Here is a 25501-nt window from a genome sequence, read left to right on the forward strand (position 1 = left end):
GGGATGCTCAGATGAGGACCCAGACCACAACCGATTCGACCAGGTAGACCGCCGTGCACCAGAGCGCGATCCACAGCCCGCGACGCACCGGCTGCTCGGCGGGTCGCAGGAGCCCGGCGAGGAACGCGACCAGCACCACCGCCACCGCCCCGGCGATCAACCACAACCCGGCGCCCAACGCGCAGTCGGGCTCTGGGCAGGTCGAACCGGGCCCGCCGAGGAGCAGCGGGGAGAGGGCGCTGTTGGCGAAGAACAGCACGCCGACGCCGATGGCGGTCCCGATCAGCGCGGTGAGAGCGGCGTAGAGACGCATTCGCCGAGTCTGGCAGAGATCAGCTGGGGGTCGCACTAGGCTTCCCGCGTGGACGACACCTGGATCGAACTCGCGGCGGGCGTGTTCGCCCGCCGCCACGCCGAGCTGGACCTGACCACCGGCCTCGTCGTCGGCGACGAGGCGGCGCTGGTGATCGACACCCGGGGCGATCACCGCCAGGGCGCCGAGCTCGCCGAGGCGGTCCGCGAGATCACCGCGCTGCCGCTCCGGATCGCCCTCACGCACGGCCACTTCGACCACTGCTTCGGCACCTCCGCGTTCCTCCCGGCCCCGGTGTGGGCGCAGGCCCGATGCCCGCACTTCCTCGACCGCACCGCCGTTGACCAGCGCGAACACTGGGTCGCCCACTACCGCGAGCAGGGCGCCGACACCGCCGACGCGCTCGCCGCCTCCGCACCGGCCCGCCCCGACCACCTCGTCACCGACACCGCCGTGCTCGACCTCGGCGGCCGGGAGGTGCACCTGCACCACTTCGGCCCCGGCCACACCGATCACGACCTCGTCGTGCACGTCCCCGACGCCGCGGTGGTCTTCGCCGGAGACCTGGTCGAGCAGGGCGCACCCCCGGACTTCGAAGACGCCCACCCCCTGCACTGGCCCTCCACAGTGGACGCACTCCTCGACCTGAACCCCACCACCGTGGTCCCCGGCCACGGACTCCCCGTCACGGCGGAGTTCGCACGGGACCAATCGGCGGACCTGGCCCGCCTCGCCGAGATCTGCCGAGGCCGGACATCACCGGACGAATCGCCCTTCCCACCGGAAACCACCCGGTCAGCGCTAGACCGTTCAGCCGAGTGAATGGCATCGTTCGGCCGCATTGTGCTAGTCGATGGCACCGACCGGACCGAGCACACGTCACACTGACCGGAGCCACGAAGCCGCACTGCACGTGCCGTTTGAGCCGGGGGAAGGCTGATCATGTCTGGACGGGACTTCGACGCGTCGAGCGAGGAGAAGGTCGCGCGGAACGCCGCGCTGCGGAACCAGATCGACGACATGCTCGACGACCTGCGCAAGCGCACCGCCGACATCCAGGAGAAGCGGGAAAGCGCCGCGCGGCAGACGTTCGAGGCCACCTCCGACGACGGCCTGGTCAGCGCTCGGGTGGACGCGACCGGGACCGTGCAGGAAGTCCGCCTGTCGGACAAGGCGTTCGAGCGCACCAACCCGGAGAAGCTGGCGCGGTCGATCACCAGCGTGATCCGCGAGGCGTCCGGGACCGCGCAGCGGCAGCTGCAGTCCGAATTCGCGCCGCTGGCCGACACCTCCCACGTTCCCGAGGTGCCCGGGATGCCGTCGTTGCAGGGCCTGCTCAACAGCGGTCCGCTGGTCGCACCGCCCGATCCCGAAGCCGAGCGCGCCCAGCGCCGCAGCGAGGAGTCCCACTCCGGCCGTGCCGCGTCCGCGCCGCAGGTGCAGGCCGGACCGGACGACTGGGACGACGACTGGGAGAGCAACCGCCGAGGCGGCCGCCGATGAGCGGCAAGATGCGGATGCAGCCCGAGGAGATCCGCTCGGGCGGCAAGAAGATCGGCAACGCGGGGGACGACCTCGACCAGGTCCTGAACACCCTCAAGTCCTCTTTGGACGGCGAAGGCGAGTGCTGGGGCGACGACGAGGCGGGCCAGAAGTTCGGCGGTGACTACACCAAGGGCCGCGACAGCGTCCTGGAGAGCCTGAAGAAGGTCGTCAAGGCGCTCGGCGACATCGACGACAACCTCAAAGCCACCGCCGACGACACCGAATCCGGCGACGAGCAGAACGCGAGCGGCATCGGCAAGTCCGGCTCAAACATGCCTCGGTAGGGAGTTGACCACACGTGAGCATCGAGATGCCCGACGAGGTCAAGTGGCTGCTGCCGATCGTCGTCGGGCAGTCCTGGCCGGAGGGTGACGAGGACGCCATGCGCCGGATGGCCGACGCGTGGCGAACGGCCGCCGAAGGCATCGACGGCGTCCGGAACTCCGCCAACGGCGGTGCGCAGCAGGCCAAGTCCGCGATGGAGGGCCAGACCGCGGACGCGTTCACCAAGCTGTGGAAGGACATCGGCGACGGCGGCGACGCGGCTCTGCCGAAGCTGAAGGAAGCGTGCGAGAAGCTCGCGAAGTCCTGCGACGACGCGGCCCTCGACGTCGAGCACACCAAGCTCACCATCATCGCGTCGCTGATCGCGCTGGCCATCCAGATCGCCGCGATGATCGCCGCCGCACCGGCCACCTTCGGCGCCTCCACCGCCGGTATCGCCGCTGCTCAGGGCATCACGCGAGCCGTGGTGCTGCAGATCTTCAAGCAGCTCGTGTTCAGCATCCTCAAGAACGTCGCCATCGAGGTCGCGACGTCGGTGGCGATCGAGTTCGCGGTGCAGGGCACCCAGGTCGCGATGGGCACCCGCGACGGCCTCGACGGCGGCAAGTTCAAGGACGCCGCGATCAGCGGTGCCATCGGCGGCGCCGTGGGCGGCGTCTTCGAAGGCGCGGGCAAGGCGTTCGGCAAGGGCGCCGGCGACGCCCTCGGCGACGCGGCCGGGGACGCGGCGGGCAACGCGGGTACCGCCGCCGGGCGCGCGGCGGGCGACGCCGCAGGTGAGGCTGCTGGTGAGGCCGCCGAGAGCGCGGCGAAGTCCATCGGCAAGGAGGCCCTGAAGGAAGGCGCGCTCGGCTCCGCCCAAGGCGCGGTGGGCAGCGCGGCCGAACAGCTCATCACCGAGGGCAAGCTCGACTGGAGCGACGTCGGCACCGGCGCCATGTCCGGCGGCGCGACCGGATCGCTCATGGGCGGCATCGGCGGCGCGAAGAACGAGTTCGGCGGCGTCGACGTACCCGACACCGACGGCGGCTCGTCGGGGTCGTCGGACTCGGGTGGGTCTTCGTCGGACAGCTCGTCGTCCGGCTCCGGGTCGTCTTCGGACAGCTCTTCGTCGACCGACTCGGGTTCGTCGACCGACGGCGGGTCCTCGGATTCCGGCTCGTCCGACGGCGGCTCCTCCGATTCGAGCGCGTCCTCCTCCGACAGCGGCTCCTCCGACTCGGGTGGGGCGTCGTCAGACAGCTCGTCGTCCGACTCGGGGTCGTCCGAAAGCCGTTCCTCGTCCTCCGACAGCGGATCTTCGTCGACCGATCCCGGCTCGTCCGCTTCGGACTCATCGGGCTCGTCGTCATCAGATTCCGGTTCCGGCTCGACGTCGGACTCCTCGCCCGACAGCCGTTCCTCGTCGGATTCCGGCTCGTCCTCGGACTCGGGTTCCAGCCGCGCCGCGGATTCCGGCGGTTCGTCGTCGGATTCCGGTGCCTCGACCGCCGGCACCTCGGATTCCTCCAGCAGCTCGTCGAGCTCGCAGACTTCGGACGGCCCGTCCAGCGCCGACTCCTCGTCGGGCTCCGACGCGAGGTCGAGCTCCGACGGCGGTTCCTCCGCCGCTGACGCGCGCTCCTCCGCCGACACCGGCTCGTCCGGAGGCGGCACGACCGATCCGGGCCGCTCCGACGCACCGTCCTCTTCGGACTCGTCCAGCTCGTCGTCGAACGGTTCCTCCGGCAGCGGCGGGGCTTCCGGCGGAGGCGGAGTGCCCCAGGCGGGCGGAGGCGGATCGTCGAGCTCGCACTCGGGTGGTTCCGGCGGCGGATCGTTCAGCGGCACGCTGCCCGTCGACGGCGACCGCGCACCGAGCTCCCCGGCGAGCACGGCGGCGGCGAACGTGGACGCCCCCGCAGCCCCCGCCCCCAGCGCAGCCGGTCCCGCTCCGGCCGCTCCGCGCGCCGACCAGCCCGCAGCGGGTGGCCCGGTGGGTGGCGGCATGGCCGGTGGCGCCCCGGGCACGACCGGTGGAGCGGGTGCGACGCCGTCCGCAGGAGGCGGCCGCCCCGGCGGCAGCGGCGGCTGGACGGGAACCGCGGGCTCCCCCGGCGCAGCGGCCCGCCCGATGAGCGGTGATCTGGGCACGCGCCCGGACGCGCCCCGCACCACGCCCCGAGGCGCGGACGCCCCGTCGCGTCCCGACACCGGCGTCCCCCAGCAGCGCACCTCGCGCCCGGACTCCCCCACGTCCACCCGGCCCGACGCCACGACACCCCGCCCGGACGGCCCGGGCCAGCGCCCCGGCGGCCCCACGACGGAAACCCCTGGTCAGCGCCCAGAAGGAAGCCGCCCAGACGGTTCCGACTCACCCGCCGCACGTCCGGACGGCGCGAACCCGGATACGCCTGACCAGCGCCCCGACGGGACAGACCCCGACCCCGCTCGGCGTCCCGACGACTCGGACGGCACCCACCCCGAGGACGGCAGGCACGACGGCCCGGACCACGACTCCGACCAGCCCCGCGACGCCGAACCCGGCACGCCGGAGCGCCAGGAGCAGCTCGACCAGGCCGAGTCCACCCGCCAGGAGACCCCGGCCGGCTCGTCGTTCCACGACGACCCGAGGATGCGCGACCTGGCGGACCGGGTCCCGGACGACGGCGTCCACCACACGGTCGACGCCCACGCCTTACCCGACGGCCGGGTCCGCATCGGCGACCACACGTTCTCGGCGAAGGAATTCGCCGACATGCTCCGCCGGGACCCGAACTTCGACGGCACCAAACCGGTCCGCCTCCTCTCCTGCGACGCGGGCACCAGCGGCTTGGCCCGAGACCTGTCGAACGAGCTCGGAGTCCCCGTCACCGCCCCCAACGGCCTCGCCTGGACCGACGGCAACGGCCGAGTCTTCGCCACCGACATGGGACCCGACGGCCGCCCCGGCTGGCCCCCGAACGGCACCTGGGAAACCCACCACCCCGACGGCACCACCACCCCCTCCAGCAACGACGGCTTCCACCCGACTCGGGATGGAGAGGATCCGGGACAGCGCCCCGACGAAGCGGAAGCACGCGGCCCTCGGCAACCGCGCGAGACGCACGCCGCGTCTGAACACGAACTATCACCGGACGGTAGTCCCAACCCGAAATTCCTGCCCACGGCTGAGCAACGGGCAACGATGGACCCGGACTACCGGAACCGCTATTACAACGCTCCGGATGGGAACGGCGTGTGCAATCGGCGGTCCAAAGAAGCCACGGACGCCACAGGCGAGCCGGTACCTCCGCTGCGCTACACGGAAAATCCGGACGGCACCAAGAATTACTACGTTCCTGACAACGGGCTCACCCACGAAGCCGAATTCGACAACCTCGGGACACAAGAGCCGCGCCCAGGAGATGTCGAACGCTATCAGAACCTGATCGATCAGCGACGCGCCGCAATCGACCAGCTCGCAGACGCGAAGACCCACGACGAGCAGTTCGCTGCTCGGAAGGACGCGGACGGGAACGAGATCCCTCGCGACACATCCGACGAAGCAGCAGAGCGCCGATGATCTTCGGGATGCGCACACCAACGTGCGCGACATCGGCGAGCAATTCGGCGAGGTCGCTGCTCGTGACTCTCTGGTCCACGACCACGGTTGCGCCCCTGAGACCATCCGCGTCTTCCACGGATCCGGCGTTTTCGACGTCGTGGGTGAAACCCCGGACGGCCGCATCGTCATCATCGAGGCCAAGGGACCGAACGCGGAACTCGGCTCGCGAATCGATCTTGACGGCAACCGCTCTCAACAGGGAACCCGCCCCTACGCAGAATCCATTCTCGACAACATGAGCAAGACAGCAGATCCGGACGACATCGATCTTGTGGGACGCATTCAGACTCAACTCGAACTGGATGACGTACGGCGCGATGACCCAGATTTCGAGCCAAGCGTCATTTACGAGGAGGTCAAGCCGAAGGTCGAAAAGCGCAGCGAAGGCGGCGAAACGACGGAAAGCTACGGCGGATACAATCGTCGCAACTTCGATCTGCGGCCGAGGTAGGGACGGGTCATGACGGTCATCAACAGGCACTCGCAGAGCATCGAGGGCACCGAGAAGAGGATCGCTGCCCTGTCGAAGAACATCGATCGCTTCTACGACAACCTCGGCGAAGCGCCGGCTCTCGCTCTCAACGTCGCGCAGTACTCGCTGCAAGTCACGCAGCGTCAACTGCTGTTGGATCCGGCTGCGGATCGGTTCGACACCTATTCGAGCCTGCTCGTGGCCGCTCGATCCGGCGCAGCGCTCTTCAAGAGCGCGAACACCAGCGACGATCACTTCGACTGCATCATCCGGGACCGGGTTTCCCTCAAGGCGACCGGCCCGACTCACAAGCACAGTCCTGCAGCGTGGTTGGACGCGCTGTGGTCAGCCACGATCTGCCGAGCGCGCAACCTCATCGACGATCTCTGCCGAACGCCAGAGGAGACCCTCCGCGCTGCCGGGCAGTACGACGAATACGTCTACGCGTGGATCGACGCGCTCAAGACCTTCTTCACCAGCGGCGACGACCTGTACGCCAAGATCAATAGAAGCATCGAGCTGACCGATCCGGCACAACTGGACAACGACGCGGCAGAGATCGCGCTGTTGCGGTACTTCCCTTCGATGAAGCTCCTCTTCAGCCTCGCGAGCGGCGAAGCAGGCCAGTTCAACGAAGATCTCCGCGAAGCGATCGAGTTGCACCAACGTTTCTGGACCGCCAACACGAATCGAGCTGCTCACCCGGACGGCTTCCTCGCCTTGGCCCCGACCGCTCTGGCGGCGGTCGCGCACGACCGCGGAATCACCGCGAACATCGAGTCGGAGTACATCCCCCGCAACTTCGTGACCGGCTACTGGGTGAACCAGACCGAGACGAACCAGCAATGACACAGTCCGACCTATACCGACGAGCGGCAGGACGGCGTCGACCGCGAATGATATCCGGACAGCACGCTCAAGTCCGGGGGCAACTTCCGAGAAGGCATGCCTATTGGCACACACCGCACCTGGCGTGTCCGAACGGCGCTCTCGCCAGTGAAGTGGAGTTCTCAGACGGCGGAAGCATCATCCGACGACGGAGTTTCGACGCAGTGAAGGGCGTCCGCGAGAGCATCTCGTAGCTCAGGATTCCAGCCCGGTTGCCGCAGACGTCACCATTTCAACTGGCGAAGGCCGCCCCGGATCGGGCAGGTTCGGGACAGCCTTCGTCTCACCACAGAACCTGGATGCCCGGCAGCGTCGCGAACGCCTTGTCAGCAGAGACCAAGGCGAGCGACTCGATCATGCATTGGGCGGCGATCATTCGATCGAACGGGTCCCGGTGCCCCCAGTCCATGGAGCCGGCGAGCACACTGTGCTCGTTGGTCGGAGGACATGCGTATCGATCATGTACCTCTGGTCACGATTCCCATGCCTCCAGCTCATCGTCTGGAAGCGGGTCGAAGAACGCATCTGGAACGTCGTAACGGACGAAACCCAGTTCTCGCTCCGCCACTTCTTGCACAGGAATCAACCGCGCCACGGGAGTATCTCCGCGGGAGATGACGACCTCGCCGCCGTGCTCCGCTTCAGCTAAGAGCGCGGACGGCTTGTCGGCCCAAGTGGTCCGCTTCTATCCGCACGCCGGTTTACGCAGGTCAGCGCTGCCGCAGGTCAGCGTGGTTGCAGTGCGGCGAGGACGGCGAGGCCGGTGCGGATCGGGTCGAGGACCAGCGGGAGGTCCGGGTCCTGGGCGGTCGTGTCCACCGCGGAGCAGCCGTTGACCACTGCAGTGACTCCGGCGTCGCGGGCCGCGATCAGGGCCGGACGCATCGCGGCGGCCCAGCGGTCCGGGTCGGTGATGTCCTCGACCTCCAGGTCCAGGACGCTGACCTCGTGGAACGCCGAGTCCCAGCCGTAGGCGGTGATGCGGTCGCGGAGCTCGGCCGCGATCGCCTCGTTGCGGGTGATCGCGCCGACCCGGTGCCCGGCGGCGACGGCGGCGCCCACGGTCAGGCGCAGCAGGCCGAGGGCCGGTGTACCGCCCAGCGCGCCGCCGTCGGCGGGTACCGCCGGGTCCAGGACGCAGTCCGGCAGCACCGCGTCGCACTCCGGTGCCGCGGAAAGAGCTGCGGCGACCAGCTTCTCAGAACGTCGGACGTCGTCGGCGGTGTTGAGCGCGCGGGGTCCGTCCGGGAGATCGCGCAGGACGATCTCGATGCCCGCCGGGGACAGCGCGTCGTAGCGGGCCTGGCGGCGAGCCACCTCGGCCGGGCCGACGGTGATCGGGGTGACGGCGTGGACGAGCATGTTCCTCCTCATCGAGTGCCCAGCGCGGAACCGAGTGCGCGCAAGGTCTTCCCCGCGTCCGGGGCGTCCGGCAGCTCCGCGACGCGGTCGCGGATCGCCGCGACCGCCGCCGGGTCGCCCAGCAGGTCGCCCAGGACGCGGATCCGGTCGTCGGCGGTGAACGGCTGGAACGCGGCGTCCCCCACCGGGTTCGGGCGCTCGGCGACGTGGCGGCCCCGGTCCGAGGTGACCGTGACCCGGACCGGGCGCTCGTCCGGCAACCTGGCGTCGAGGTCGGCCGCCGGCCGCACCACGACGCGGTGGGCGAGGTCCGCCGTCGCCGGGTCGGCGAGGGCGTCCGCGGAGAGGTCGGCCGGGACGACGCGGCCCCGGCGCAGGGCTGTGGCCACCACGAACGGCAGCGAGAACATCGCGGCCAGCGGTGTCGGCCAGCTCGCGCGGTCGAGCTGCGCGCCCAGCGAGTGGATCTCCACCAGGACCTGCGCCGTCCCCTCGTCGACCTGGTCGCGCAGGGACAGGGCCGCGTCGATGGCGGCGTGGGTGAACGAGCACGACGAGTGCTGCTTGAAGTAGCCGCCGAGGACTTCCCAGCGCTCCCCCACGCCCTCGTCGAGGGCGGCCGGGTCGAGGGTGCCGAGCAGGTCGCCGAGGGCGTGCGCGGCGATGCCCGTCGGGTGCCCGGCGCCGGTCGCGGCGAGCCGGGCCGCGACCAGGCCGGACTGGTTGGCGGCGCCGATCCAGGTGTCGCGCACCGGGTTTCCGTCCAGGGCGGCCGAGAACGGCCCGGCGATCGGCATCCCGCTCGCCGCGTCGATCGCGGCCGTCGCGCCCTGCCCGTCGAGTCCCAGGACCCGGGCGCAACCGGCGCCCGCGCCCGCCACGCCCCAGTTGCCGTGGGGGTGGGTGCCCGGCCGGAGGCTGGTCGCGCGGCCGAAGCGGGCGGCGACCTCGTAGGCGGCGAGCAGCGCGGCGCACAGCTCCGCGCCCGTCGTCGTCCCGCGGGAGGCCAGGGCCAGGACGGCGGGGAACCCGTGCGCCGCCGGATGTCCCCCGGCCGGCCGGTGCCCGTCGTCGAGTTCGAGCCGGACCGCCGCCGAGGCGTTGAGCCACGCGGCGGCGTCCACCGCCGCGGTGCGGCCGGTGCCGAACACCGGTGCCGGGCCGTCCGGTGCGTCCCACGCCTCGACGAGCGCGCGCTGCGCGGGTTCGCGCGAGCCGAGGGCCGTCACCGCCACGGCGTCGACCAGCACCGTCAGCAGGCGCTCCCGGACCTCGGCCGGGGCGTCGGACCAGCGCAGCCGGGCCACCCACTCGCCCAGCCCGCCGACCGCGCCCCGGACCGCCTCCTGCTGCTCCACCGTCATGCCTCCACCGCGGCGGGCGCGGCGCTGGACGTCGTGGTGCGCTCGCGCGGCACCAGCAGCATCAGCAGCGCACCGGCCACCGCCAGACCCGCCATGACCACGAACCCGCTGGTGAAGCTGCCGGTGCTGGACACGATGAAGCCCATCAACGACGGCGCCACGATGCCGGCCGAGGCGAACGCGGCGTCGGCGAACCCGGCCGCGCTGCCCGGCTGGTCGGGGGCCGCGTCGATCGAGGCCACCCACCAGATCCCGCCGGTGATGAAGCCGAAGCCCACGCCCGCCGAGATCGAGATCAGCGCGACCGTCAGGGTCGGTGCGATCGCCAGCGGCACCAGCGAGCACCCGGCCAGCAGCAGCGCCACGCCCATCACCGCGAACCGGCTGCGGATCTTCGGGCTGCGCCGGTAGACGCGGTCCACGACCACGCCGCCGACCAGCGCACCGACGATGCCGCACGCCCACGGGGCGATCGAGAACGCGCCCGCCTGCTTCACGCTGAGCCCGTAGGCACCGGACAGGAACGACGGCAGCCAGTACATGAAGCCCCAGAACATGAAGCCCCACGCGAAGTAGCCGCCCGCGACGACCCACAGGTTCCGGTTGGTCAGCAGCGGGCGCCACCGCACCTTCGCCCGGCCACCGGTGGCCTCGACCTCCTGATCGGCGGCGATCAGCGCGCGCTCGGCGTCGTCGAGCCGCGGCGACTCGTCGGGCAGGTCGCGCAGCAGCCACATCGCCAGGACCGCCCACACCACGCCGAGGCCCGCGAGCGTCCAGAACATGCCCTGCCAGCCGACCAGGTCCATCAGCCGCGTCAGCAGCGGACCGGAGATCAGCAGGCTGCCCGAGACCGCGACGCCGCCGCACAGCGCCAGCGCCACACCGCGCTCCCGGATCGGCAGCCAGCGGCTCACCGTCCGGGTCGCCGCCGGGAACGCCGGCGACTCGCCGACGCCGAGCAGCAGCCGGATCACCAGCAGTCCCGCGAACGAGCCCGCGACCGGGATCAGCGCCGTGGTGATCGAGAACAGCGCGACGGCGGCGAGCAGCACCCGCTGGCAGCCGAAGCGGTCCACCAGCGGCCCGGACAGGAACGCCGCGACCATGTAGCCGACGGAGAAGACCGAGCTGATGATCCCGTACTGCGCGGTGGTGATGCCGAAGGCCTGCTCCAGCGGTTCGACCGCGTAGGACACCGCGCTGCGGTCGATGTAGTTGATGACGATGAGGCTGACGATCAGCCCCAAGGTCACGAAGCGGAACCGTGTTCTCATGGTGGATTCCCTCGCGTCCGAACTGGTTTCACGCTTGCCGGTCATCAGCGGCCCGTCGGCCGGTGCAGGTAGCTGCCGCGCGGCTCGCCCACGACCGCGCCCTGGTCGAAGATCCGCTGCCCGCGCAGGAAGGTGGTCTCCACCGTGGCGCCGATCTCCATGCCGCGGAACGGCGTGTACTCCTGGGTGGATTCGGAGTCCGCCGGGTCCACCACGAACGAGCGGTCCGGGTCGACCAGCGCGATGTCCGCGTCGAATCCGGGCGCGATGTCGCCCTTGGTGGGCAGGCCGAGGCGCCGGGCGGGGTTGGTGGAGGTGAGCTCGGCGACGGCCGACATCGACAGCCCGCGCTTGCGGCCCTCGCCGACCAGGCCCGGCAGCAGGTACTCGGTCCCGCCGAAGCCGGACTTGGCGGCGAAGACGTCGTCGTGGTCCTCGCCGAACTTGCGCTCCTCGCGGCAGCAGGCGTGGTCGGAGACGACCCAGCTGACGTCACCGGCGAGCAGGTGCTCCCAGAGCTTCTCGACGTCGGCCCTCGGGCGCAGCGGCGGGTTGACCTTGCCGCCGACGCCGTCGGCGGTGGTCACGTCGGCCAGCAGGTGGCCGATGGTGACCTCGCGGCGGAAGTCGACGTGCGGGAAGGTCTTGGCCATCAGCATCGCCGCCTCCATCGCCTTGCCCGACGACAGGTGCAGCAGGTTGATGGTCGGCAGGCCCGTCTCGTGCGCGAGGTAGGAGGCGATGGTCACCGCCAGGCCCTCGGAGTGCGGCGGGCGCGACGCGCTGTAGGCCTCCAGGCCGGACAGCTCGCCCTCCTCCTCGACCAGCCGCGTGTAGGCGGTCATGATCTCGGCGGTCTCGCAGTGCAGCGACAGCGAGATCTGGTCGGCGATGTCCGGGTTGGCCTCGCGGGCGGCCTGGATGCCGCGCATGACGAACTCGAAGTGGGCGATGTCGTAGCGCTCGCCCTCCGGGATCATCAGGAAGTCGCTCTGGTCGGTGGAGCGGCCGTGCAACCCGTGGCTGCCGTAGAACATGAAGATCTTGAACGAGGTCACGCCGTGGTCGCGCACCAGCGCGGGGATCTCGTCGATGTGCGAGGACTGCATCGGCGCGAGGTGGAACGCGTAGTCCACGTAGGACCGGCCCTCGGCGGCGCTCAGCACCTCCGGGAACACCTCGGAGTACGGGCCGCCGCGGTTGAGGTAGTACTGGCCGGTGCGCATGTAGGTCAGCGAGGTGGTCACGCCGCCCTGCGCGCACGCCCGGCTCTCGGTCTCGGTGTCGTCAGACAGCGGGTTGTAGATGCCCCAGTGCTGGTGGGCGTCGACGACGCCGGGGAACGCGAGCCTGCCGCGTCCGTCGTGGACGGTCGCGCCCTCCGGAACGTCCAGTCCCGCACCGACTTCGGTGATGACGCCGCCGGTGACGGCGATGTCGGCGGCGACGGGCTCCCCACCACCGGGACGGACGACGCGGACGTCGCGGATGATCAGATCGGGCTTGCTCATCGGGCACCTTCCGGAGTTCGAGCGGTGGGCAGCGACCGGGCGAGGTGCCCGGCGGCGAGGTAGGCGAGGCCCAGCGCGGGGAGCAGGCCGTTGCCGGCCAGGTAGCCGGCCGCGCCGTGGCCGGAGATGCCGGCGGCGGCACCACCGGCGGCGTAGAGGCCGGGGATCGGGTCGCCGGCGGTGTCGAGGACGCGGGCGTGCTCGTCGACGAGCAACCCGCCCTGGGTGTGGAACAGCGCCGGGATGATCTCCACGGCCCGGAACGGCGCGCGCAGCGGCGTCGCGGCCGAGCGGCCGAACCGGTCGGTCTCACCCGGATCGACCTGCGCCAACGCGGCGATCTCGGCCGCCAGCGGCTCGGCGGGCACGCCGATGGCCGCCGCCAGCTCGGGCAGCGAGTCCGCGCTGCGGACCGCGCCCGCGGCCAGCACGTCCTGGTAGTCGCCGAAGGAGCGGCACAGGCCGTCGACGCGCTCGTCGAACACCAGCCAGCCGCGCCCGCCCGGCCGGGCCGCGAGGGTGGCGGCGTACTCGGAGTAGCCGGTGGTCTCGTCGCCGAAGCGCTCACCGCCGGAGTCGACGACGGCGCCGCCGTGCATCACCGCGGTCCAGGTCACCAGGGTCTGCGCGGACGCCGACAGGGCGGCGTGGCCCTGGTAGGCGTCGAGGAATCCGACGGCCGCGCCGAGCTCGCCGCCGATGCGCAGCGCATCACCTCGGGAGTGCTCGCCGCCGTGGTAGTGCGCGCCCGCGATCTCGGGCAGGTGCTTCGCGACCAGCTCGCGGTCGGCGCCGTAGCCGTTGGTGGCGAGCAGGACCGCGCGGGTGCTGATCTCCTCGCGCCCGCCGTCGGGGGTCTCGACCACGGCGATCCGGCCGCCGTCGCGCGCTTCCACTCCGGTCAGCCGCGCGGGAACCATCAGGTCGATCCGCTCGCTGCGCTCCACCGCCTCCAGCAGGTGGCGCAGCAGCGAGGAGCCGTGCCTGCCGGGCACGCTGTGCACCCGGGGCGCGGAGTGCCCGGGGTAGCTGAAGTCGGTGGGCAGCTCGATCGGCATCCCGACGTGGTCGGCGAGCCATTCCACGAGCTCGGCACCGACGTGGGCCAGCGCCGCGGCGATCCGCGCGTCGGCGGATCCGGCCGTCTTGCGCGCGATGTCGGCGATGAACCGCTCCGGGGAGTCCTCGATCCCCGCTTGAGCCTGAAAACGCGATCCTGGTCCCGGGATCATCGCGGTCGACATCGAGGTGTTGTTGCCGCGCCGGAAGTTCGGATCGGAGTCCACCACGAGCACGTCGAGACCCAGCTCGGCTGCGCGGATCGCGGCGGTCAGGCCGCCACCGGCGCCCGCGACCACCAGGTCCACGTCGAACGTCATCGTTCCTCCTCATCCCGACCGACGGATGCCGTTCCGCTGAGAGAAACAGGCGTCCCGGCCGTTCGGTGAGGTCGATAACACCAGGCAGCCTGGATAAGTGCAAGAGTTGCGATGTAAATTCCTTGACACGAACGGCGATCCCCAACATTCTTGTTCCGTCCAGCGGTACGTATTTGACGACGAGGAGAATCGCGTGGCGGAGTCGAGCGGCGGCACCGGAGCCACCGAGCGCGTGGCCGACGTCCTGCTGTTGTTCACCGACGGGCCTCCCACCCTCGGCGTCAGCCAGGTGGCCCGGGAGCTGGACCTGTCCAAAGCCGTGGTCCACCGCATCCTGCAGTCGCTGACCAGCAGGAACCTGATCGCCTACGACCCGGAGACCCGCGAGTACCGGCTCGGGCCCGCCGCCGCGGCGCTGGGCAGCCGGGCGCTGCGCGACTCCGACCTGCGGGCGGCGGCCCTGCCGTTCCTGGCCGAGCTGCGCGACAAGCTGCACGAGACCGTCACCATCAGCGCCAAGGTGCACGGCGGCCGCGTCTACCTCGACCAGGTCGTCGGCACCCACGAGATCACCATGTCGGTCGAGCTCGGCAAGCGGTTCCCGCTGCACGCCGGCTCGTCCGGCAAGTGCGTGCTCGCCCACTGCGACCCCGACGAGGTCGACCGGCTGCTCTCCGGCGACCTCCTCGCGCTCACCCCGAACACCCCGACCGACCCGGAAGCCCTGCGCGCCGAGCTCGCCCGCATCCGCGAGCGCGGCTACGCCGCCTCGGCCGGTGAGCGCCAGGGCGACGCCGGATCGGTCGCCGTTGCCGTGTTCGGCCCGGTCGGGGTCGTCGGCGCGGTGTCGGTGTGCGGACCGCGCTTCCGGGTCACCGAGGAGTTCGTCGCCGCCACCGCCCCGCAGCTGATCGAGACCGCCGACCGGATCACCGCTCGACTCGGCGGCACCGCACCCGCGCGCGCCGTCGCCACCACCGGAAGGACGACATGAGCCACGACCACCCGGCCGCGCTGGGGGGCCTGAAGGTCCTCGACGCCTCCACCCTGTTCGCGGGCCCGCTGGCCGCCACGCTGCTCGGCGACCACGGAGCCGACGTCATCAAGATCGAGCACCCGCGCGGCGACCCCGCCCGCACCCACGGCTCGCAGAAGGACGGCGTCGGCCTCTGGTGGAAGATGCTGGCCCGCAACAAGCGCGCGATCACCCTCGTGCTGTCCACCCCGCGCGGCCGCGAGCTGTTCCTCGACCTGGCCGCCGACGCCGACGTGGTCATCGAGAACTTCCGGCCCGGAACCCTGGAGCGCTGGGGCCTGGGCTGGGAGGAGCTGTCGGCCCGCAACCCCGAGCTGGTGCTGGCGCGGGTCACCGGCTTCGGCCAGACCGGCCCCTACTCCAGCCGCCCCGGGTTCGGGACGCTGGCCGAGGCGATGAGCGGGTTCGCCGCCATGACCGGTGAGCCCGACGGTCCGCCCACCCTGCCGCCGTTCGGCCTCGCCGACGGCGTGGCCGCGCTGACCACGGCGTTCGCCATCATGACCGCGCTGCGCGCCCGCGAGACCACCGGCCGCGGGCAGGTCGTGGACACCGCGATCATCGAACCGCTGCTGCACCTGCTCGGCCCCGGCCTGATCGCCTACGACCAGCTCGGCGTGCTGCAGCCGCGCACCGGCAACCGCTCCACCAACAACGCCCCGCGCAACACCTACCAGTGCGCCGACGGCCAGTGGGTGGCCGTGTCCACCAGCGCCCACTCCATCGCCGAACGCGTGATGCGGCTGGTCGGCGCGCCCGAGCTGATCGACGAGCCCTGGTTCGCCAGCGGCGCGAGCCGGGCCGAGCACGTCGAGGAGCTGGACGCCGCCGTCGGTTCCTGGATCGCCGCCCGCAACCGCGACGAGGTCGTCGACGCCTTCGAGAAGGCCGAGGCCGCCGTCGCACCGATCTACACCGCCGCCGACGTGCTCGCCGACCCGCACTTCAACGCCCTCGGCAGCATCGTGACCCTCGACGACGAGGAGCTGGGCCCGGTCCGGTTCCAGAACACCCCGTTCCGGCTGTCGGACACGCCCAGCCGGATCGCCACCACCGGCCCGCGCCTGGGAGCCCACACCGCCGAGGTGCTGGGCGAGCTCGGGGTCGACGCCGAGGAGCTGGAAAGCCTTCGCGCGCAGGGGGTTCTGTGACCACCATCGGCCTGGCCCGCAGCTGGCTCTACGTCCCCGGGCACCGCGCCGACCTCGTCGGCAAGGCGCTCGACGGCCCGGCCGACGCCGTCGTGCTGGACCTGGAGGACGCGGTCCCGCCCGCGCACAAGGACCAGGCCCGCGACGTCGCGGTGCGGACCTGCCGGTCCCGGCCGGACCGGGTGTGGGTCCGCATCAACGGCGCGGGCACCACCTGGTCCGAAGCCGACGCGGCGGCGCTGATCGGCAGCGGTGCGGCGGGGATTCGGGTTCCCAAGGCCGAATCCCCCTCCGCTGTCGCCGATCTCGCCGAGCGGACCGGGCTGCCGCTGCACCTGCTGGTCGAGAGCGCCCGCGGCCTGCGCGCGGTGTTCGAGCTCGCCGAGTGCCACCCGCTGATCGCCGGGGTCTCCCCCGGCGAAACCGATCTGGCCGCCGACCTGCGGATTCGCGACCGCCGCGAACTCGCCTGGGCCCGCGCCCGGATCGTGGCCGCCAACCGCGCCGCCGGGCTGCCCAGCCCGGTCGCCAGCGTCTGGACCGACCTGTCCGACACCACCGGGCTCGCCGAGGACAGCGCCGCGCTGCGCGACGCCGGGTTCTTCGGCCGCTCGGTGATCCACCCGGGGCAGATCGACCCCGTGCACCAGACCTTCACCCCGGACCGCGACGAGGTCGAGCGAGCCCGCGCGCTCCTCGACGCGCTCGACGTCGCGGGCGACTCCGCGGCGTGGGTCGACGACCGGGGGCGCTTCGTCGACCCGGCCGTCGTCGCCGGAGCCCGCTGGGTGACCGAGCTCGCCGACGCGCTCGGCGGCTCCCCCACGAGCACGACGTCACCGCACGATCACGACGAACCGGCCGGTGCCCGGCCGGGAAGGAGCACCTCGTGACCACCACCTCCGCAGGCCCCGACCTGCTCGACGCCGTCCGGGCCGGGACCCGGGTCATCGAGCTCGGACACCCGCTCTACACCGGCATGGCAGGTTCGCCGAACCACCCGGGCTTCCGGATGACGCTGGAGCGCCGCCACGGCGACGCGATCCGCCCCGACGGCGGCTCGGCGTCCAACGAGGTCATCGTCACCGGCGGGCACACCGGCACCCACGTCGACGCCCTCGCCCACGTCAGCCACGACGGGCTGCTGCACGGCGGCGTCGACGCCGCCGAGTCCCAGCGCGGCGGCAAGCACACCGTGCACGGCGCCGAGACCATCCCGCCGATGGTCACCCGGGGCGTGTTCCTCGACGTCGCCGCGGTGCGCGGCGTCGACGTCCTCGAACCCGGCTACGGCGTCACCGCCGAGGACCTGGCCCGCGCCGCCGAGCGCGCCGGGGCCGAGCCCGGCGCGGGCGACATCGCTGTGGTGCGCACCGGCTGGGGAAGGCTGTTCGGCGACGCGCAGGCCTACGTCGGCAAGGAGACCGGTGTTCCCGGCATGACCGTCGACGCCGCGCACTGGCTGGCCGAGCGGCGGATCGTGGCCACCGGCACCGACACCACCGCCTACGAGCAGATCCCGGCCGGTGCCGGGCACCGCGTGCTGCCGGTGCACCGGGTCCTGCTGGTCGAGCACGGCATCCACATCGTCGAGCACATGGCCTGCGAGGACGCGGCCGAGGCCGGGATCGGCGAGTTCCTGGCCGTGTTCGCCCCGCTGCGCATCGTCGGCGCCACCGGCGCCCCGGTCCGCCCGCTGGCGGTGGTCCCGGCATGACGACTCCCGCGCAGCGCATCGGCGAGGTCGGCGCCCGGCTGGCGACCGAGGGCGTCGACGACGTCCTGGCCGACGACCTGGTCCGGCGCATCGTCGACGTCGTCGGCAACTCGCTGGCCGCCACCCGCGAGGAACCCGCCCGCATCGCCGGCGCCGTGGCCACCGAGTGGGGCGGAACCCCGCAGGCCACCGGAATCGGTCTGGGACAACGGCTCCCGGCCCCGTCGGCGGCCCTGGTGAACGGAACCCTGGCGCACAGCCTCGATTTCGACGACACCCACCTGCCGTCGGTGCTGCACCCGTCGGCCGCCGTCGTCCCCGCCGCGCTGGCCACTGCCGAGCGCACCGGCGCGGGCGGCGCGGCGCTGCTGGCCGCCGCCGCGATGGGCATCGAGGTGACCTGCCGCCTGGGCATGGCCGGTTACGACGAGGAGCTCGGCAACTCGGTGTTCTTCGAGCACGGTCAGCACGCGACGGCGATCTGCGGCGCGGTCGGCGCGGCGGTGGCCTCCGGCATGCTGCAGGGGCTCGACGCCGAGCAGCTGACCTCGGTGATCGGCATCGCCGCCAGCATGGGCGCCGGGGTCATCGAGGCCAACCGCACCGGCGGCACGATCAAGCGGGTGCACTGCGGCTGGGCCGCGCACGCGGGCGTCGCCGCCGCCGACCTGGCCAGGCACGGCCTGACCGGGCCGCCCACGGTCGTCGAGGGGCGGTTCGGGTTCCTGCGCGCCTTCTGCGGCGAGCGGACCCACCCGGAGCGCGTCACCGAGGGCCTCGGCGAGCGGTGGGAGACGACCGGGGTGTTCTTCAAGCCCTACCCGTGCAACCACTTCACGCACGCGGGCGTCGACGCGGCGCTGCGGCTGCGCGAGCGCGGCGTCACCGCCGACCAGGTCCGGGAGCTGGTGCTCGGCGTTCCGGCCCCGGTGATGCGCACGATCGCCGAACCCGCCGAGGAGAAGCGGCGGCCCCGCTCCGGCTACCACGCGGCGTTCTCGGGCCCCTACACCGTGGCGGCGGCGCTGCTCGGCGGCGGCGGGCTGGGCGTGTTCCACGAGGACTTCACCGACGCCGCCGCGGCCGACCCGGCGCGCCTGGACCTGGCCGGGCGGGTGCGGGTCGTCGCCGACGACGAGGCCACCGCCGGATTCCCGCGCCAGTTCCCCGCGGTCCTCACCGCCGAGCTCACCGACGGCACGACGGTGACCGAGCGGATCCGCGAGAACCGGGGCGGCCCGCAACGCCCCCTGTCGGCCGACGAGCTCGCGGCCAAGTTCACCGGCAACGCCGAACGCGCGGTCGGACCCGACCGCGCCGCCGAGATCGTGGCCTCGCTCTGGACCCTCCGCGAGGACCGTCCCGTCACCGAGGTGATGTCCGGGCTGCACGCCCCGTGACCCGCGTTCCCGGAGGCCGGCCCCGTCCCCCGACCGGGGCCGGCCTCCGCGGGCACCCGAGAACCGTGATGACCGGGAAAAACCCGCCCGCACCCGTTCTCGCAGCTCAACCCCGCCGCCTGGGAAAAATCCGGTAAACATCGGAACTTTCCCACCCGGGCCGGAACCCCGCGGTGTTCGACCGGTGTGCAGTGGATCAGTAGTCGAACTGCGGGTCTTCGGTGCGGCTGCGCTTGAGCTCGAAGAAGTACGGGTAGCCGGCCATGGCGACCGCGCCGTCGAAGATCTTGGCGGCCTCCTCGCCCTTCGGGACCCGCGTGATGACCGGGCCGAAGAAGGCGACGCCGTCGACGTGCAGGGTGGGCGTGCCGACCTCGTCGCCGACCGGGTCCATGCCCTGGTGGTGGCTGGTCCGCAGCTCCTCGTCGTACTCGGTGCTGTGCGCGGCCTGCGCGAGCTCGGCGGGCAGCCCGACCTCGGCCAGCGCGCCCTCGATCGCCTCGTCGAAGTCCTTGATGCCCCGGTCGTGGATGCGCTGGCCCAGCGCGGTGTACAGCGGCGAGAGGACCTCGTCGCCGTGGTGCTTGGCCGCGGCGATGCACACGCGCACCGGGCCCCAGCCGCGCTTCATCAGGTCCAGGTACTGCTCGGGAAGGTCGCGGCCCTCGTTGAGCACGGCCAGGCTCATCACGCGGAAGCTCAGGTCGATGTCGCGGACCTTCTCGACTTCCAGGATCCAGCGCGAGGAGACCCAGGCGAACGGGCACAGCGGGTCGAAGTAGAAGTCCACCTTGGGGCGGGCAGCGGCGGTCATCCGTGCCTCCATCAGTCGAAGTCGGGCAGGTGCCTGGGCGCGGCACCACGTCTGGGGCGCGGCGGCCCCGAAGTGGTAACCACGCCGCGGCCGATTGTCTTCCCGGCGCCTCCGACACGCCGATGATCGCGGAGGTGCGTGCCCGGGAGCGCGACTCCGGCCCGACGTGATTTGATGCCTGCGCCGGGCATCCACACCGGCCATGACCGTCCCTACGAACTACGAGGTGATCCGTGGCACCGCCGAACCTCACCCGCGAACAGGCCGAGCAGCGCGCCGCGTTGCTGGAGGTCCAGTCCTATGTGATCGAACTGGACCTCTCCGCCGGCGCGGGCGGTGTGGAAGTGGAGACCTTCGGTTCCACGACCACGGTTCGCTTCCGCAGCAACCAGCCCGGCGCCGACACCTGGATCGACCTGGTGGCCGACGAGGTGCGCAGCGCGGTGCTCAACGGCGTCGAGCTCGACGTCTCCGACTACGACGAGTCGACCGGCATCCGCCTGCCCGGCCTGGCAGCCGAGAACGAACTCGTGGTGCGCGCGAACTGCGCCTACACGAACACCGGTGAAGGTCTGCACCGCTTCATCGACCCCGTCGACGGAGCCGTCTACCTCTACAGCCAGTTCGAGACCGCCGACGCGAAGCGGATGTTCACCTGCTTCGACCAGCCGGACCTGAAGGCGACCTACCAGATCACGGTCGACGCCCCGGGCGACTGGAAGGTCATCTCCAACGCCGCCGGCGAGATCACCGAGACGGACTCGGGCAAGCGCCACGTCTTCGACACCACCAGGCCGATGTCGACCTACCTGGTCGCGCTGGTCGCCGGCCCCTACGCCGAGTGGCGCGACGAGTTCCCCGGCGAGGACGGCCAGGACCCGATCCCGCTGGGCATCTACTGCCGCGCCTCGCTGGCCGAACACCTCGACGCAGAGCGGCTGTTCACCGAGACCAAGCAGGGATTCGGCTTCTACCACAAGGCGTTCGGCGTCCCGTACCCGTTCGGCAAGTACGACCAGTGCTTCGTGCCGGAGTTCAACGCGGGCGCCATGGAGAACGCCGGGTGCGTGACCTTCCTGGAGGACTACGTCTTCCGGTCGAAGGTCACCGGCTACCTCTACGAGCGCCGCGCCGAGACCGTGCTGCACGAGATGGCGCACATGTGGTTCGGCGACCTGGTCACCATGCGCTGGTGGAACGACCTGTGGCTCAACGAGTCCTTCGCGACCTGGGCCAGCGTGCTCGCCCAGGTCGGCGCCACCGAGTACGACGCCGCCTGGACGACCTTCGCCAGCGTCGAGAAGTCCTGGGCCTACCGCCAGGACCAGCTGCCCTCGACGCACCCGGTCGCCGCCGACATCCCGGACCTGCAGGCCGTGGAGGTCAACTTCGACGGCATCACCTACGCCAAGGGCGCCTCGGTGCTCAAGCAGCTGGTCGCCTACGTCGGTCTGGACAACTTCCTGGCCGGGCTGCGGGTCTACTTCGACCGGCACGCCTGGAGCAACGCCACCCTCGACGACCTGCTCAAGGCGCTGGAGGAGGCCTCCGGCCGCGACCTGTCCTGGTGGAGCGCGCAGTGGCTGGAGACCACCGGCCTGAACATGCTGCGCCCGCGCTTCAGCACCGACGACGAGGGCCGGTTCACCCAGTTCTCGGTGGTGCAGAACGGGGCCCGGCCCGGTGCCGGTGAGCTGCGCACGCACCGCCTCGCGATCGGCATCTACGACGACGAGAACGGCAAGCTGGTGCGCAGGCACCGCGTCGAGCTCGACGTCTCCGGCGAGGTCACCGAGGTCCCGGACCTGGTCGGCGTGCACCGCGGCAAGCTGGTGCTGGTCAACGACGACGACCTGACCTACTGCTCGCTGCGCTTCGACCCCGAGTCGCTGGCCACGCTGGTGGACCGGATCGGGGACATCGACGAGTCGCTGCCGCGCGCGCTGTGCTGGTCCACGGCGTGGGAGATGACCCGCGAGGCCGAGCTCAAGGCCCGCGACTTCGTGACCCTGGTGCTGGGCGCCTCGGCCGAGGCCGGCATCGGCGCGGAGAGCCAGATCGGCGTGGTGCAGCGGGTGCTGCTGCAGACGCAGACCGCGCTGAACTCCTACGCGGACCCGTCCTGGCAGCCCGAGGGCTGGCGCCGGTTCAGCTCGCGGCTGTTCGAGCTGGCCCGCGCCGCGGCGCCCGGTTCGGACCACCAGCTGGCGTTCGTCAACTCGCTGACCGGGTCGGTGCTCTCCGACGAGCAGGTCGACGAGCTGCGCGGCTGGCTGGACGGTTCGGCCCCGCTGCCGGGTCTGACGGTCGACACCGATCTGCGCTGGGGTCTGCTGCAGGCGCTGGTCGCGCACGGCGCGGCCGGTGAGGCGGAGATCGACGCGGAGCTGGAGTCCGACCAGACCGCGACCGGCCGCCGCCGCGCCGAGCGGGCCCGGGCCCTGATCCCCACCGCGGGGTCGAAGGAGAAGGCCTGGCAGCGCGCGGTGCACGACGACCAGCTGCCGAACGCGGTCAGCGACTCGATCATCGCCGGGTTCCAGCACCCGGCCCAGCGCGAGCTGCTGGCGCCGTACGTGCAGCGGTACTTCGAGTCGATCGACGAGGTCTGGCAGCGCCGCTCCAGCGAGCGGGCTCAGCCGACGGTGATCGGCCTGTTCCCGTCCTGGGCGGTCACCGACGAGACCGTCGCGGCCGCCGACGCGTGGCTGGCGGGCGACCGCCCGGCGGCCCTGCGCCGCCTGGTCTCGGAGGGCCGCGCGGGCATCGTCCGCGCCCTCGCCGCCCGCGAGTTCGACCGCTCCTGACACCGCGGGTTGGGGGAGGTTCTCAGGACTTCCCCCACCCGCACCAGGACGAAGTTTTCATGAAAACTTCGTCCCCCACCAGAGGTGACGGTTCCACGAGAAGCTTCTGGCCTCGGACGAGTGCGGGGAGATGGAAGTTTTCATGAAAACCTCGCGTTCTCCGGTGGAGGGACGTTTTCATGAAAACTTCGTCCACCTCAGGGCGTTGAAAAGCCGCCTCGGTCGTGACCGGGGCGGCTTCTTCGCGTCTGCGATCAGTGGTGGTCCGCGGACTTGAACGAGGTGCCAGCGGCGTCGGCGAGCATGCGGACCGCGCTGATGAGGCCGTCGATGATCTCGTCCTCCTTGAAGGAGGCGACCATGCTCATGGCGGCCAGCTGGCAGCTGCGGTCCGGGATCCGGCGGTGCGCTTCCTCGCCGGTGACGATCTCGAACTTGCGCTGACCGGGCGAGACCGCGATCAGCGCGGCCTCCGGGGCCTGCGCGCCGAGGTTGGCGTGCAGCTCCTCGGACTGCTTGCGGGTGTCCTCGCCGAGGTCGCCGAGGTAGACGGCGAACTCCAGGCCGGTGCTGCGACTGGCGACCGCCATCGCCTCGTCGAGGCGGGCGAGCTCGCTCGTGCTGAACGGCAGCCGCGGGCGCTCCGGCTCGACGCGCCGCGCCACGGACAGGCGACCCGTCGCCATGCGAGCCTCCCCGGTTCCGAGCCCACCGCTTTCCGTTCGACCGGTCTCTGGTTGACCGGTCTCTGGAGCCATCTCACCACTTGCCACTTGCGCCTCCCCGAGCCGTGACGGGCCGTGCGTCGTCCGGCACGTCCTCACCTTCGCCGTCCGCCGGCACCGCGGCGTTCACGCCCTGCGGGTGGGCAGACCAGAACACCGGAGCGAAGTCCCAGTCCTCCCCCGCGCGGTAGCGCGCGCGGGACAGCTTGGGCCACATCGCGATGAGCACGATCACGCCGTAGATGGCCGCTGGGATCACCGCCAGGACCAGCACACTCTCCAGAGCAGTCACGCCCAGTACGGTAGCCGATCGACCGGCTTCCGTGTGCGCGTCCGTCCGGGTGCCGCGATCTTGGTGCGGTGACCGGCGGTGTGATCATCCGGCAATTCACCCGAAGCACCAGCGCCTCGTTCCGGTTGAGCGGATCTCGCCACCGAGGGTGACGCCCTCGACCGTCCGAATCCGGACGAGCCGGGTTTTCCGCCTCCACCCTCCGCACTCCGAGTGTGGTGACCCAAATCACGCTTCTTAACTCTCTTCGGGGCAAACCTTGCACCCGAATGGAGTCGGACCGGACGGGCGTAGTTCGCGGCAGGTTGGCGGCTTGTTCCTGGCGGCTTCTGATCATAGTTTTTCACCTGTATGGGTCTTGCATATTTGATCACATGCGTTCAGAGCACCCTATGTATTCGGGAGGCCCCCATGTCGCGCATCGAAGCCGCCACCCAGCGCAGCGAACTCACCCTTTCGATGACCGGCCAACCGCTCGTTGATCACGGAGTGCGAATCAGCAGCCGCCACGACGGGGTCCGCATCAGCGGCAAGCGCGACGGCGTCCGGATCAGCGGGCGCCGGGACGGGGTGCGCATCAGCGGGCACGCTCGCGACGGGGTGCGGATCAGCGGCAAGCGCGACGGCGTGCGGATCAGCGGCCACGCCCGGGACGGGGTCCGCATCAGCGGGCGCCGCGACGGGGTGCGGATCAGCGGGCGCGCCCGCGACGGCGTGCGGATCAGCTGACCCGGCACGCCCCGGACGCGCCCACCGGCGAGATCACGCCGCCGACTCCCCCAAGTACGGCAACCACAGCGGGTCTGTCTCGTTCAGGCCCGCCAGCAACCGCCAGTGCCGGCCGCGCGGCGCCTGCGGGGCGGTCGGCAACCGCCACCCCAGCTCAGCGAGGGTCTTGTCGGCCTTGCGGTGGTTGCACTTGGTGCAGCAGGCGACGCAGTTCTCCCACGTGTGCGGCCCCCCGCGACTGCGCGGGAGAACATGATCTATCGTTTCCGCTCGTGCGCCGCAGTAGACGCACCGGTGGTTGTCCCGGAGCATCAACGCGGCCCGGGTCAGCGGGACCCGGCCGCGGTACGGCACGCGCACGAAGGTGCTCAGCCTGATCACGGACGGGATCTCGACCTCCGCGCTCGCGGAGTGCAGGGTCATCCCGGCCGAGTCACCGTGGACCACCTCCGCCTTGCCGCAGACGACCATCACGATGGCGCGGCGCAGCGGGAGCGCGGTGAGCGGTTCGAAGGTCGTGTTGAGCAGCAGGACCCGTCGCTTGCGCCAGGACGTGGCGTGACCGGGAGGCCGATCCGCCTGCGGTGGCCCCGAGCCTCGGCTCGTCGGGCACAGCGGGGCCCGCGACGCCAGGCCCGTGGCCTTGAGCGCCGGTTGTCGGATCGGTTGTCGGTCTGGCACGCGACCACCTCCACCGGTGTCGGGCAAAGTTCAGCACAGAACCAGGTCCGAACGCACGTGTGATTCGCCACGCCACGCCGCCGAGGCGACTGCGCCTGCCGTTCTCGCAGGTGAGAGACCCACACCGCGATCACGTCAGCCGTCGCCCGCCTCGTCGGCGCCACGCT

Annotated in this window: 25 protein-coding genes; 13 read left to right on the top strand and 12 right to left on the bottom strand. The window is 71.4% G+C overall.

The genetic code is table 11. The features are described 5' to 3' along the window. Positions 1 to 7: 7 nt before the first annotated feature. On the bottom strand, positions 8 to 313 hold the full coding sequence (locus REH65_RS11355; RefSeq protein ID WP_406692388.1) for a hypothetical protein: 306 nt from the start codon (positions 311 to 313) through the stop codon (positions 8 to 10). A 48-nt stretch (positions 314 to 361) separates the two neighbouring features. Here REH65_RS11355 and REH65_RS11360 point away from each other — a divergent pair, with 48 nt between their 5' ends. The 6 genes from REH65_RS11360 to REH65_RS11385 all read left to right on the top strand — a co-directional run bounded on the left by REH65_RS11360 (position 362) and on the right by REH65_RS11385 (position 7050). Beyond that, positions 362 to 1135, top strand: a complete 774-nt coding sequence (locus REH65_RS11360) for an MBL fold metallo-hydrolase (protein WP_406692389.1) — start codon at positions 362 to 364, stop codon at positions 1133 to 1135. A gap of 120 nt (positions 1136 to 1255) precedes the next feature. Continuing rightward, on the top strand, positions 1256 to 1816 hold the full coding sequence (locus REH65_RS11365) for a YbaB/EbfC family nucleoid-associated protein (protein WP_281457136.1): 561 nt from the start codon (positions 1256 to 1258) through the stop codon (positions 1814 to 1816). Then, complete coding sequence (locus tag REH65_RS11370; protein ID WP_406692390.1) at positions 1813 to 2142, top strand: WXG100 family type VII secretion target; 330 nt, start codon at positions 1813 to 1815, stop codon at positions 2140 to 2142. Before REH65_RS11365 ends, REH65_RS11370 begins: the two co-directional genes overlap by 4 nt. Before the next feature lie 14 nt (positions 2143 to 2156). After that, positions 2157 to 5687 (top strand): hypothetical protein, encoded by a 3531-nt coding sequence (locus tag REH65_RS11375; RefSeq protein ID WP_406692391.1) that lies wholly within the window; start codon positions 2157 to 2159, stop codon positions 5685 to 5687. Between the two features lie 22 nt (positions 5688 to 5709). Next, positions 5710 to 6180: a hypothetical protein gene (locus REH65_RS11380; RefSeq protein WP_406692392.1), complete on the top strand. Its 471-nt coding sequence runs from the start codon at positions 5710 to 5712 to the stop codon at positions 6178 to 6180. Between the two features lie 9 nt (positions 6181 to 6189). After that, positions 6190 to 7050 (top strand): immunity 49 family protein, encoded by an 861-nt coding sequence (locus REH65_RS11385; protein WP_406692393.1) that lies wholly within the window; start codon positions 6190 to 6192, stop codon positions 7048 to 7050. 322 nt (positions 7051 to 7372) lie between these two features. Here REH65_RS11385 and REH65_RS11390 read toward each other — a convergent pair whose 3' ends face one another. From REH65_RS11390 to REH65_RS11420, 7 genes are all read right to left on the bottom strand, one after another. Then, entirely contained in the window at positions 7373 to 7513 is a 141-nt protein-coding gene (locus REH65_RS11390) for a hypothetical protein (protein ID WP_406692394.1), read from the bottom strand. A 48-nt stretch (positions 7514 to 7561) separates the two neighbouring features. Continuing rightward, entirely contained in the window at positions 7562 to 7684 is a 123-nt protein-coding gene (locus tag REH65_RS11395; RefSeq protein WP_406692395.1) for a toxin-antitoxin system, antitoxin component, PHD family protein, read from the bottom strand. Positions 7685 to 7815: 131 nt separating this feature from the next. Further along, on the bottom strand, positions 7816 to 8451 hold the full coding sequence (locus REH65_RS11400; protein ID WP_406692396.1) for an aspartate/glutamate racemase family protein: 636 nt from the start codon (positions 8449 to 8451) through the stop codon (positions 7816 to 7818). Positions 8452 to 8459: 8 nt separating this feature from the next. Continuing rightward, a complete protein-coding gene (locus REH65_RS11405) occupies positions 8460 to 9815 on the bottom strand; it encodes an MmgE/PrpD family protein (protein WP_406692397.1) in 1356 nt (451 codons plus the stop codon). After that, positions 9812 to 11092, bottom strand: coding sequence for an MFS transporter (locus tag REH65_RS11410; protein ID WP_281457143.1), 1281 nt, complete (start codon positions 11090 to 11092; stop codon positions 9812 to 9814). Before REH65_RS11410 ends, REH65_RS11405 begins: the two co-directional genes overlap by 4 nt. A 44-nt stretch (positions 11093 to 11136) precedes the next feature. After that, entirely contained in the window at positions 11137 to 12603 is a 1467-nt protein-coding gene (locus REH65_RS11415) for a dihydroorotase (protein ID WP_406692398.1), read from the bottom strand. Continuing rightward, positions 12600 to 13982 carry an FAD-binding protein gene (locus REH65_RS11420; RefSeq protein ID WP_406692399.1) on the bottom strand — a complete coding sequence of 461 codons (1383 nt, stop codon included), beginning with the start codon at positions 13980 to 13982 and terminating at the stop codon, positions 12600 to 12602. The genes REH65_RS11415 and REH65_RS11420 overlap by 4 nt, the downstream gene beginning before the upstream one ends. 193 nt (positions 13983 to 14175) lie before the next feature. Between REH65_RS11420 and REH65_RS11425 the strand changes: the two genes are divergently transcribed. The 5 genes from REH65_RS11425 to REH65_RS11445 are packed head-to-tail and all read left to right on the top strand — an operon-like array spanning position 14176 to position 19286. Further along, complete coding sequence (locus REH65_RS11425) at positions 14176 to 14976, top strand: IclR family transcriptional regulator (protein WP_281457146.1); 801 nt, start codon at positions 14176 to 14178, stop codon at positions 14974 to 14976. Beyond that, positions 14973 to 16169, top strand: coding sequence for a CoA transferase (locus REH65_RS11430; protein ID WP_281457147.1), 1197 nt, complete (start codon positions 14973 to 14975; stop codon positions 16167 to 16169). The genes REH65_RS11425 and REH65_RS11430 overlap by 4 nt, the downstream gene beginning before the upstream one ends. Further along, positions 16166 to 17062 carry an HpcH/HpaI aldolase/citrate lyase family protein gene (locus REH65_RS11435; RefSeq protein ID WP_406692400.1) on the top strand — a complete coding sequence of 299 codons (897 nt, stop codon included), beginning with the start codon at positions 16166 to 16168 and terminating at the stop codon, positions 17060 to 17062. The genes REH65_RS11430 and REH65_RS11435 overlap by 4 nt, the downstream gene beginning before the upstream one ends. Beyond that, positions 17059 to 17886 carry a cyclase family protein gene (locus REH65_RS11440; protein ID WP_281457149.1) on the top strand — a complete coding sequence of 276 codons (828 nt, stop codon included), beginning with the start codon at positions 17059 to 17061 and terminating at the stop codon, positions 17884 to 17886. The genes REH65_RS11435 and REH65_RS11440 overlap by 4 nt, the downstream gene beginning before the upstream one ends. Further along, positions 17883 to 19286 (top strand): MmgE/PrpD family protein, encoded by a 1404-nt coding sequence (locus REH65_RS11445; protein ID WP_406692401.1) that lies wholly within the window; start codon positions 17883 to 17885, stop codon positions 19284 to 19286. The genes REH65_RS11440 and REH65_RS11445 overlap by 4 nt, the downstream gene beginning before the upstream one ends. Before the next feature lie 196 nt (positions 19287 to 19482). Here the strand turns inward: REH65_RS11445 and REH65_RS11450 are convergent, their stop codons facing one another. Next, complete coding sequence (locus tag REH65_RS11450; RefSeq protein WP_406692402.1) at positions 19483 to 20100, bottom strand: DsbA family protein; 618 nt, start codon at positions 20098 to 20100, stop codon at positions 19483 to 19485. A 233-nt stretch (positions 20101 to 20333) separates the two neighbouring features. Between REH65_RS11450 and pepN the strand changes: the two genes are divergently transcribed. Further along, complete coding sequence (gene pepN, locus REH65_RS11455; RefSeq protein WP_406692403.1) at positions 20334 to 22907, top strand: aminopeptidase N; 2574 nt, start codon at positions 20334 to 20336, stop codon at positions 22905 to 22907. Positions 22908 to 23161: 254 nt separating this feature from the next. Here pepN and REH65_RS11460 read toward each other — a convergent pair whose 3' ends face one another. Both REH65_RS11460 and REH65_RS11465 read right to left on the bottom strand, forming a co-directional pair. Next, complete coding sequence (locus REH65_RS11460) at positions 23162 to 23680, bottom strand: DUF5130 family protein (RefSeq protein WP_406692404.1); 519 nt, start codon at positions 23678 to 23680, stop codon at positions 23162 to 23164. Continuing rightward, the gene (locus REH65_RS11465; RefSeq protein ID WP_281457153.1) at positions 23667 to 23924 is read right to left on the bottom strand and encodes a hypothetical protein; all 258 of its coding nucleotides are present in this window, start codon (positions 23922 to 23924) and stop codon (positions 23667 to 23669) included. Before REH65_RS11465 ends, REH65_RS11460 begins: the two co-directional genes overlap by 14 nt. 411 nt (positions 23925 to 24335) lie before the next feature. Between REH65_RS11465 and REH65_RS11470 the strand changes: the two genes are divergently transcribed. Continuing rightward, on the top strand, positions 24336 to 24653 hold the full coding sequence (locus REH65_RS11470) for a hypothetical protein (protein WP_406692405.1): 318 nt from the start codon (positions 24336 to 24338) through the stop codon (positions 24651 to 24653). A 33-nt stretch (positions 24654 to 24686) separates the two neighbouring features. On the opposite strand, the gene REH65_RS11475 is transcribed toward REH65_RS11470, so the two are convergent. Continuing rightward, on the bottom strand, positions 24687 to 25334 hold the full coding sequence (locus REH65_RS11475) for an HNH endonuclease (protein WP_281457155.1): 648 nt from the start codon (positions 25332 to 25334) through the stop codon (positions 24687 to 24689). Positions 25335 to 25501 lie beyond the last annotated feature (167 nt).

This window comes from Saccharopolyspora sp. ID03-671 (assembly GCF_045278815.1).
Taxonomy (GTDB): Bacteria; Actinomycetota; Actinomycetes; order Mycobacteriales; family Pseudonocardiaceae; genus Saccharopolyspora; species Saccharopolyspora ipomoeae.

What these genes read in the sequence shown, in the direction of transcription:
- REH65_RS11420 (WP_406692399.1), bottom strand. Translation starts at nt 13,982, where the DNA reads ATGACGTTCGACGTGGACCTGGTGGTCGCGGGCGCCGGTGGCGGCCTG.
- REH65_RS11370 (WP_406692390.1), top strand. Translation starts at nt 1,813, where the DNA reads ATGAGCGGCAAGATGCGGATGCAGCCCGAGGAGATCCGCTCGGGCGGC.
- REH65_RS11405 (WP_406692397.1), bottom strand. Translation starts at nt 9,815, where the DNA reads ATGACGGTGGAGCAGCAGGAGGCGGTCCGGGGCGCGGTCGGCGGGCTG.
- REH65_RS11450 (WP_406692402.1), bottom strand. Translation starts at nt 20,100, where the DNA reads ATGACCGCCGCTGCCCGCCCCAAGGTGGACTTCTACTTCGACCCGCTG.
- REH65_RS11445 (WP_406692401.1), top strand. Translation starts at nt 17,883, where the DNA reads ATGACGACTCCCGCGCAGCGCATCGGCGAGGTCGGCGCCCGGCTGGCG.
- REH65_RS11400 (WP_406692396.1), bottom strand. Translation starts at nt 8,451, where the DNA reads ATGCTCGTCCACGCCGTCACCCCGATCACCGTCGGCCCGGCCGAGGTG.
- REH65_RS11365 (WP_281457136.1), top strand. Translation starts at nt 1,256, where the DNA reads ATGTCTGGACGGGACTTCGACGCGTCGAGCGAGGAGAAGGTCGCGCGG.
- REH65_RS11355 (WP_406692388.1), bottom strand. Translation starts at nt 313, where the DNA reads ATGCGTCTCTACGCCGCTCTCACCGCGCTGATCGGGACCGCCATCGGC.
- REH65_RS11470 (WP_406692405.1), top strand. Translation starts at nt 24,336, where the DNA reads ATGTCGCGCATCGAAGCCGCCACCCAGCGCAGCGAACTCACCCTTTCG.
- REH65_RS11385 (WP_406692393.1), top strand. Translation starts at nt 6,190, where the DNA reads ATGACGGTCATCAACAGGCACTCGCAGAGCATCGAGGGCACCGAGAAG.
- REH65_RS11410 (WP_281457143.1), bottom strand. Translation starts at nt 11,092, where the DNA reads ATGAGAACACGGTTCCGCTTCGTGACCTTGGGGCTGATCGTCAGCCTC.
- REH65_RS11430 (WP_281457147.1), top strand. Translation starts at nt 14,973, where the DNA reads ATGAGCCACGACCACCCGGCCGCGCTGGGGGGCCTGAAGGTCCTCGAC.
- REH65_RS11415 (WP_406692398.1), bottom strand. Translation starts at nt 12,603, where the DNA reads ATGAGCAAGCCCGATCTGATCATCCGCGACGTCCGCGTCGTCCGTCCC.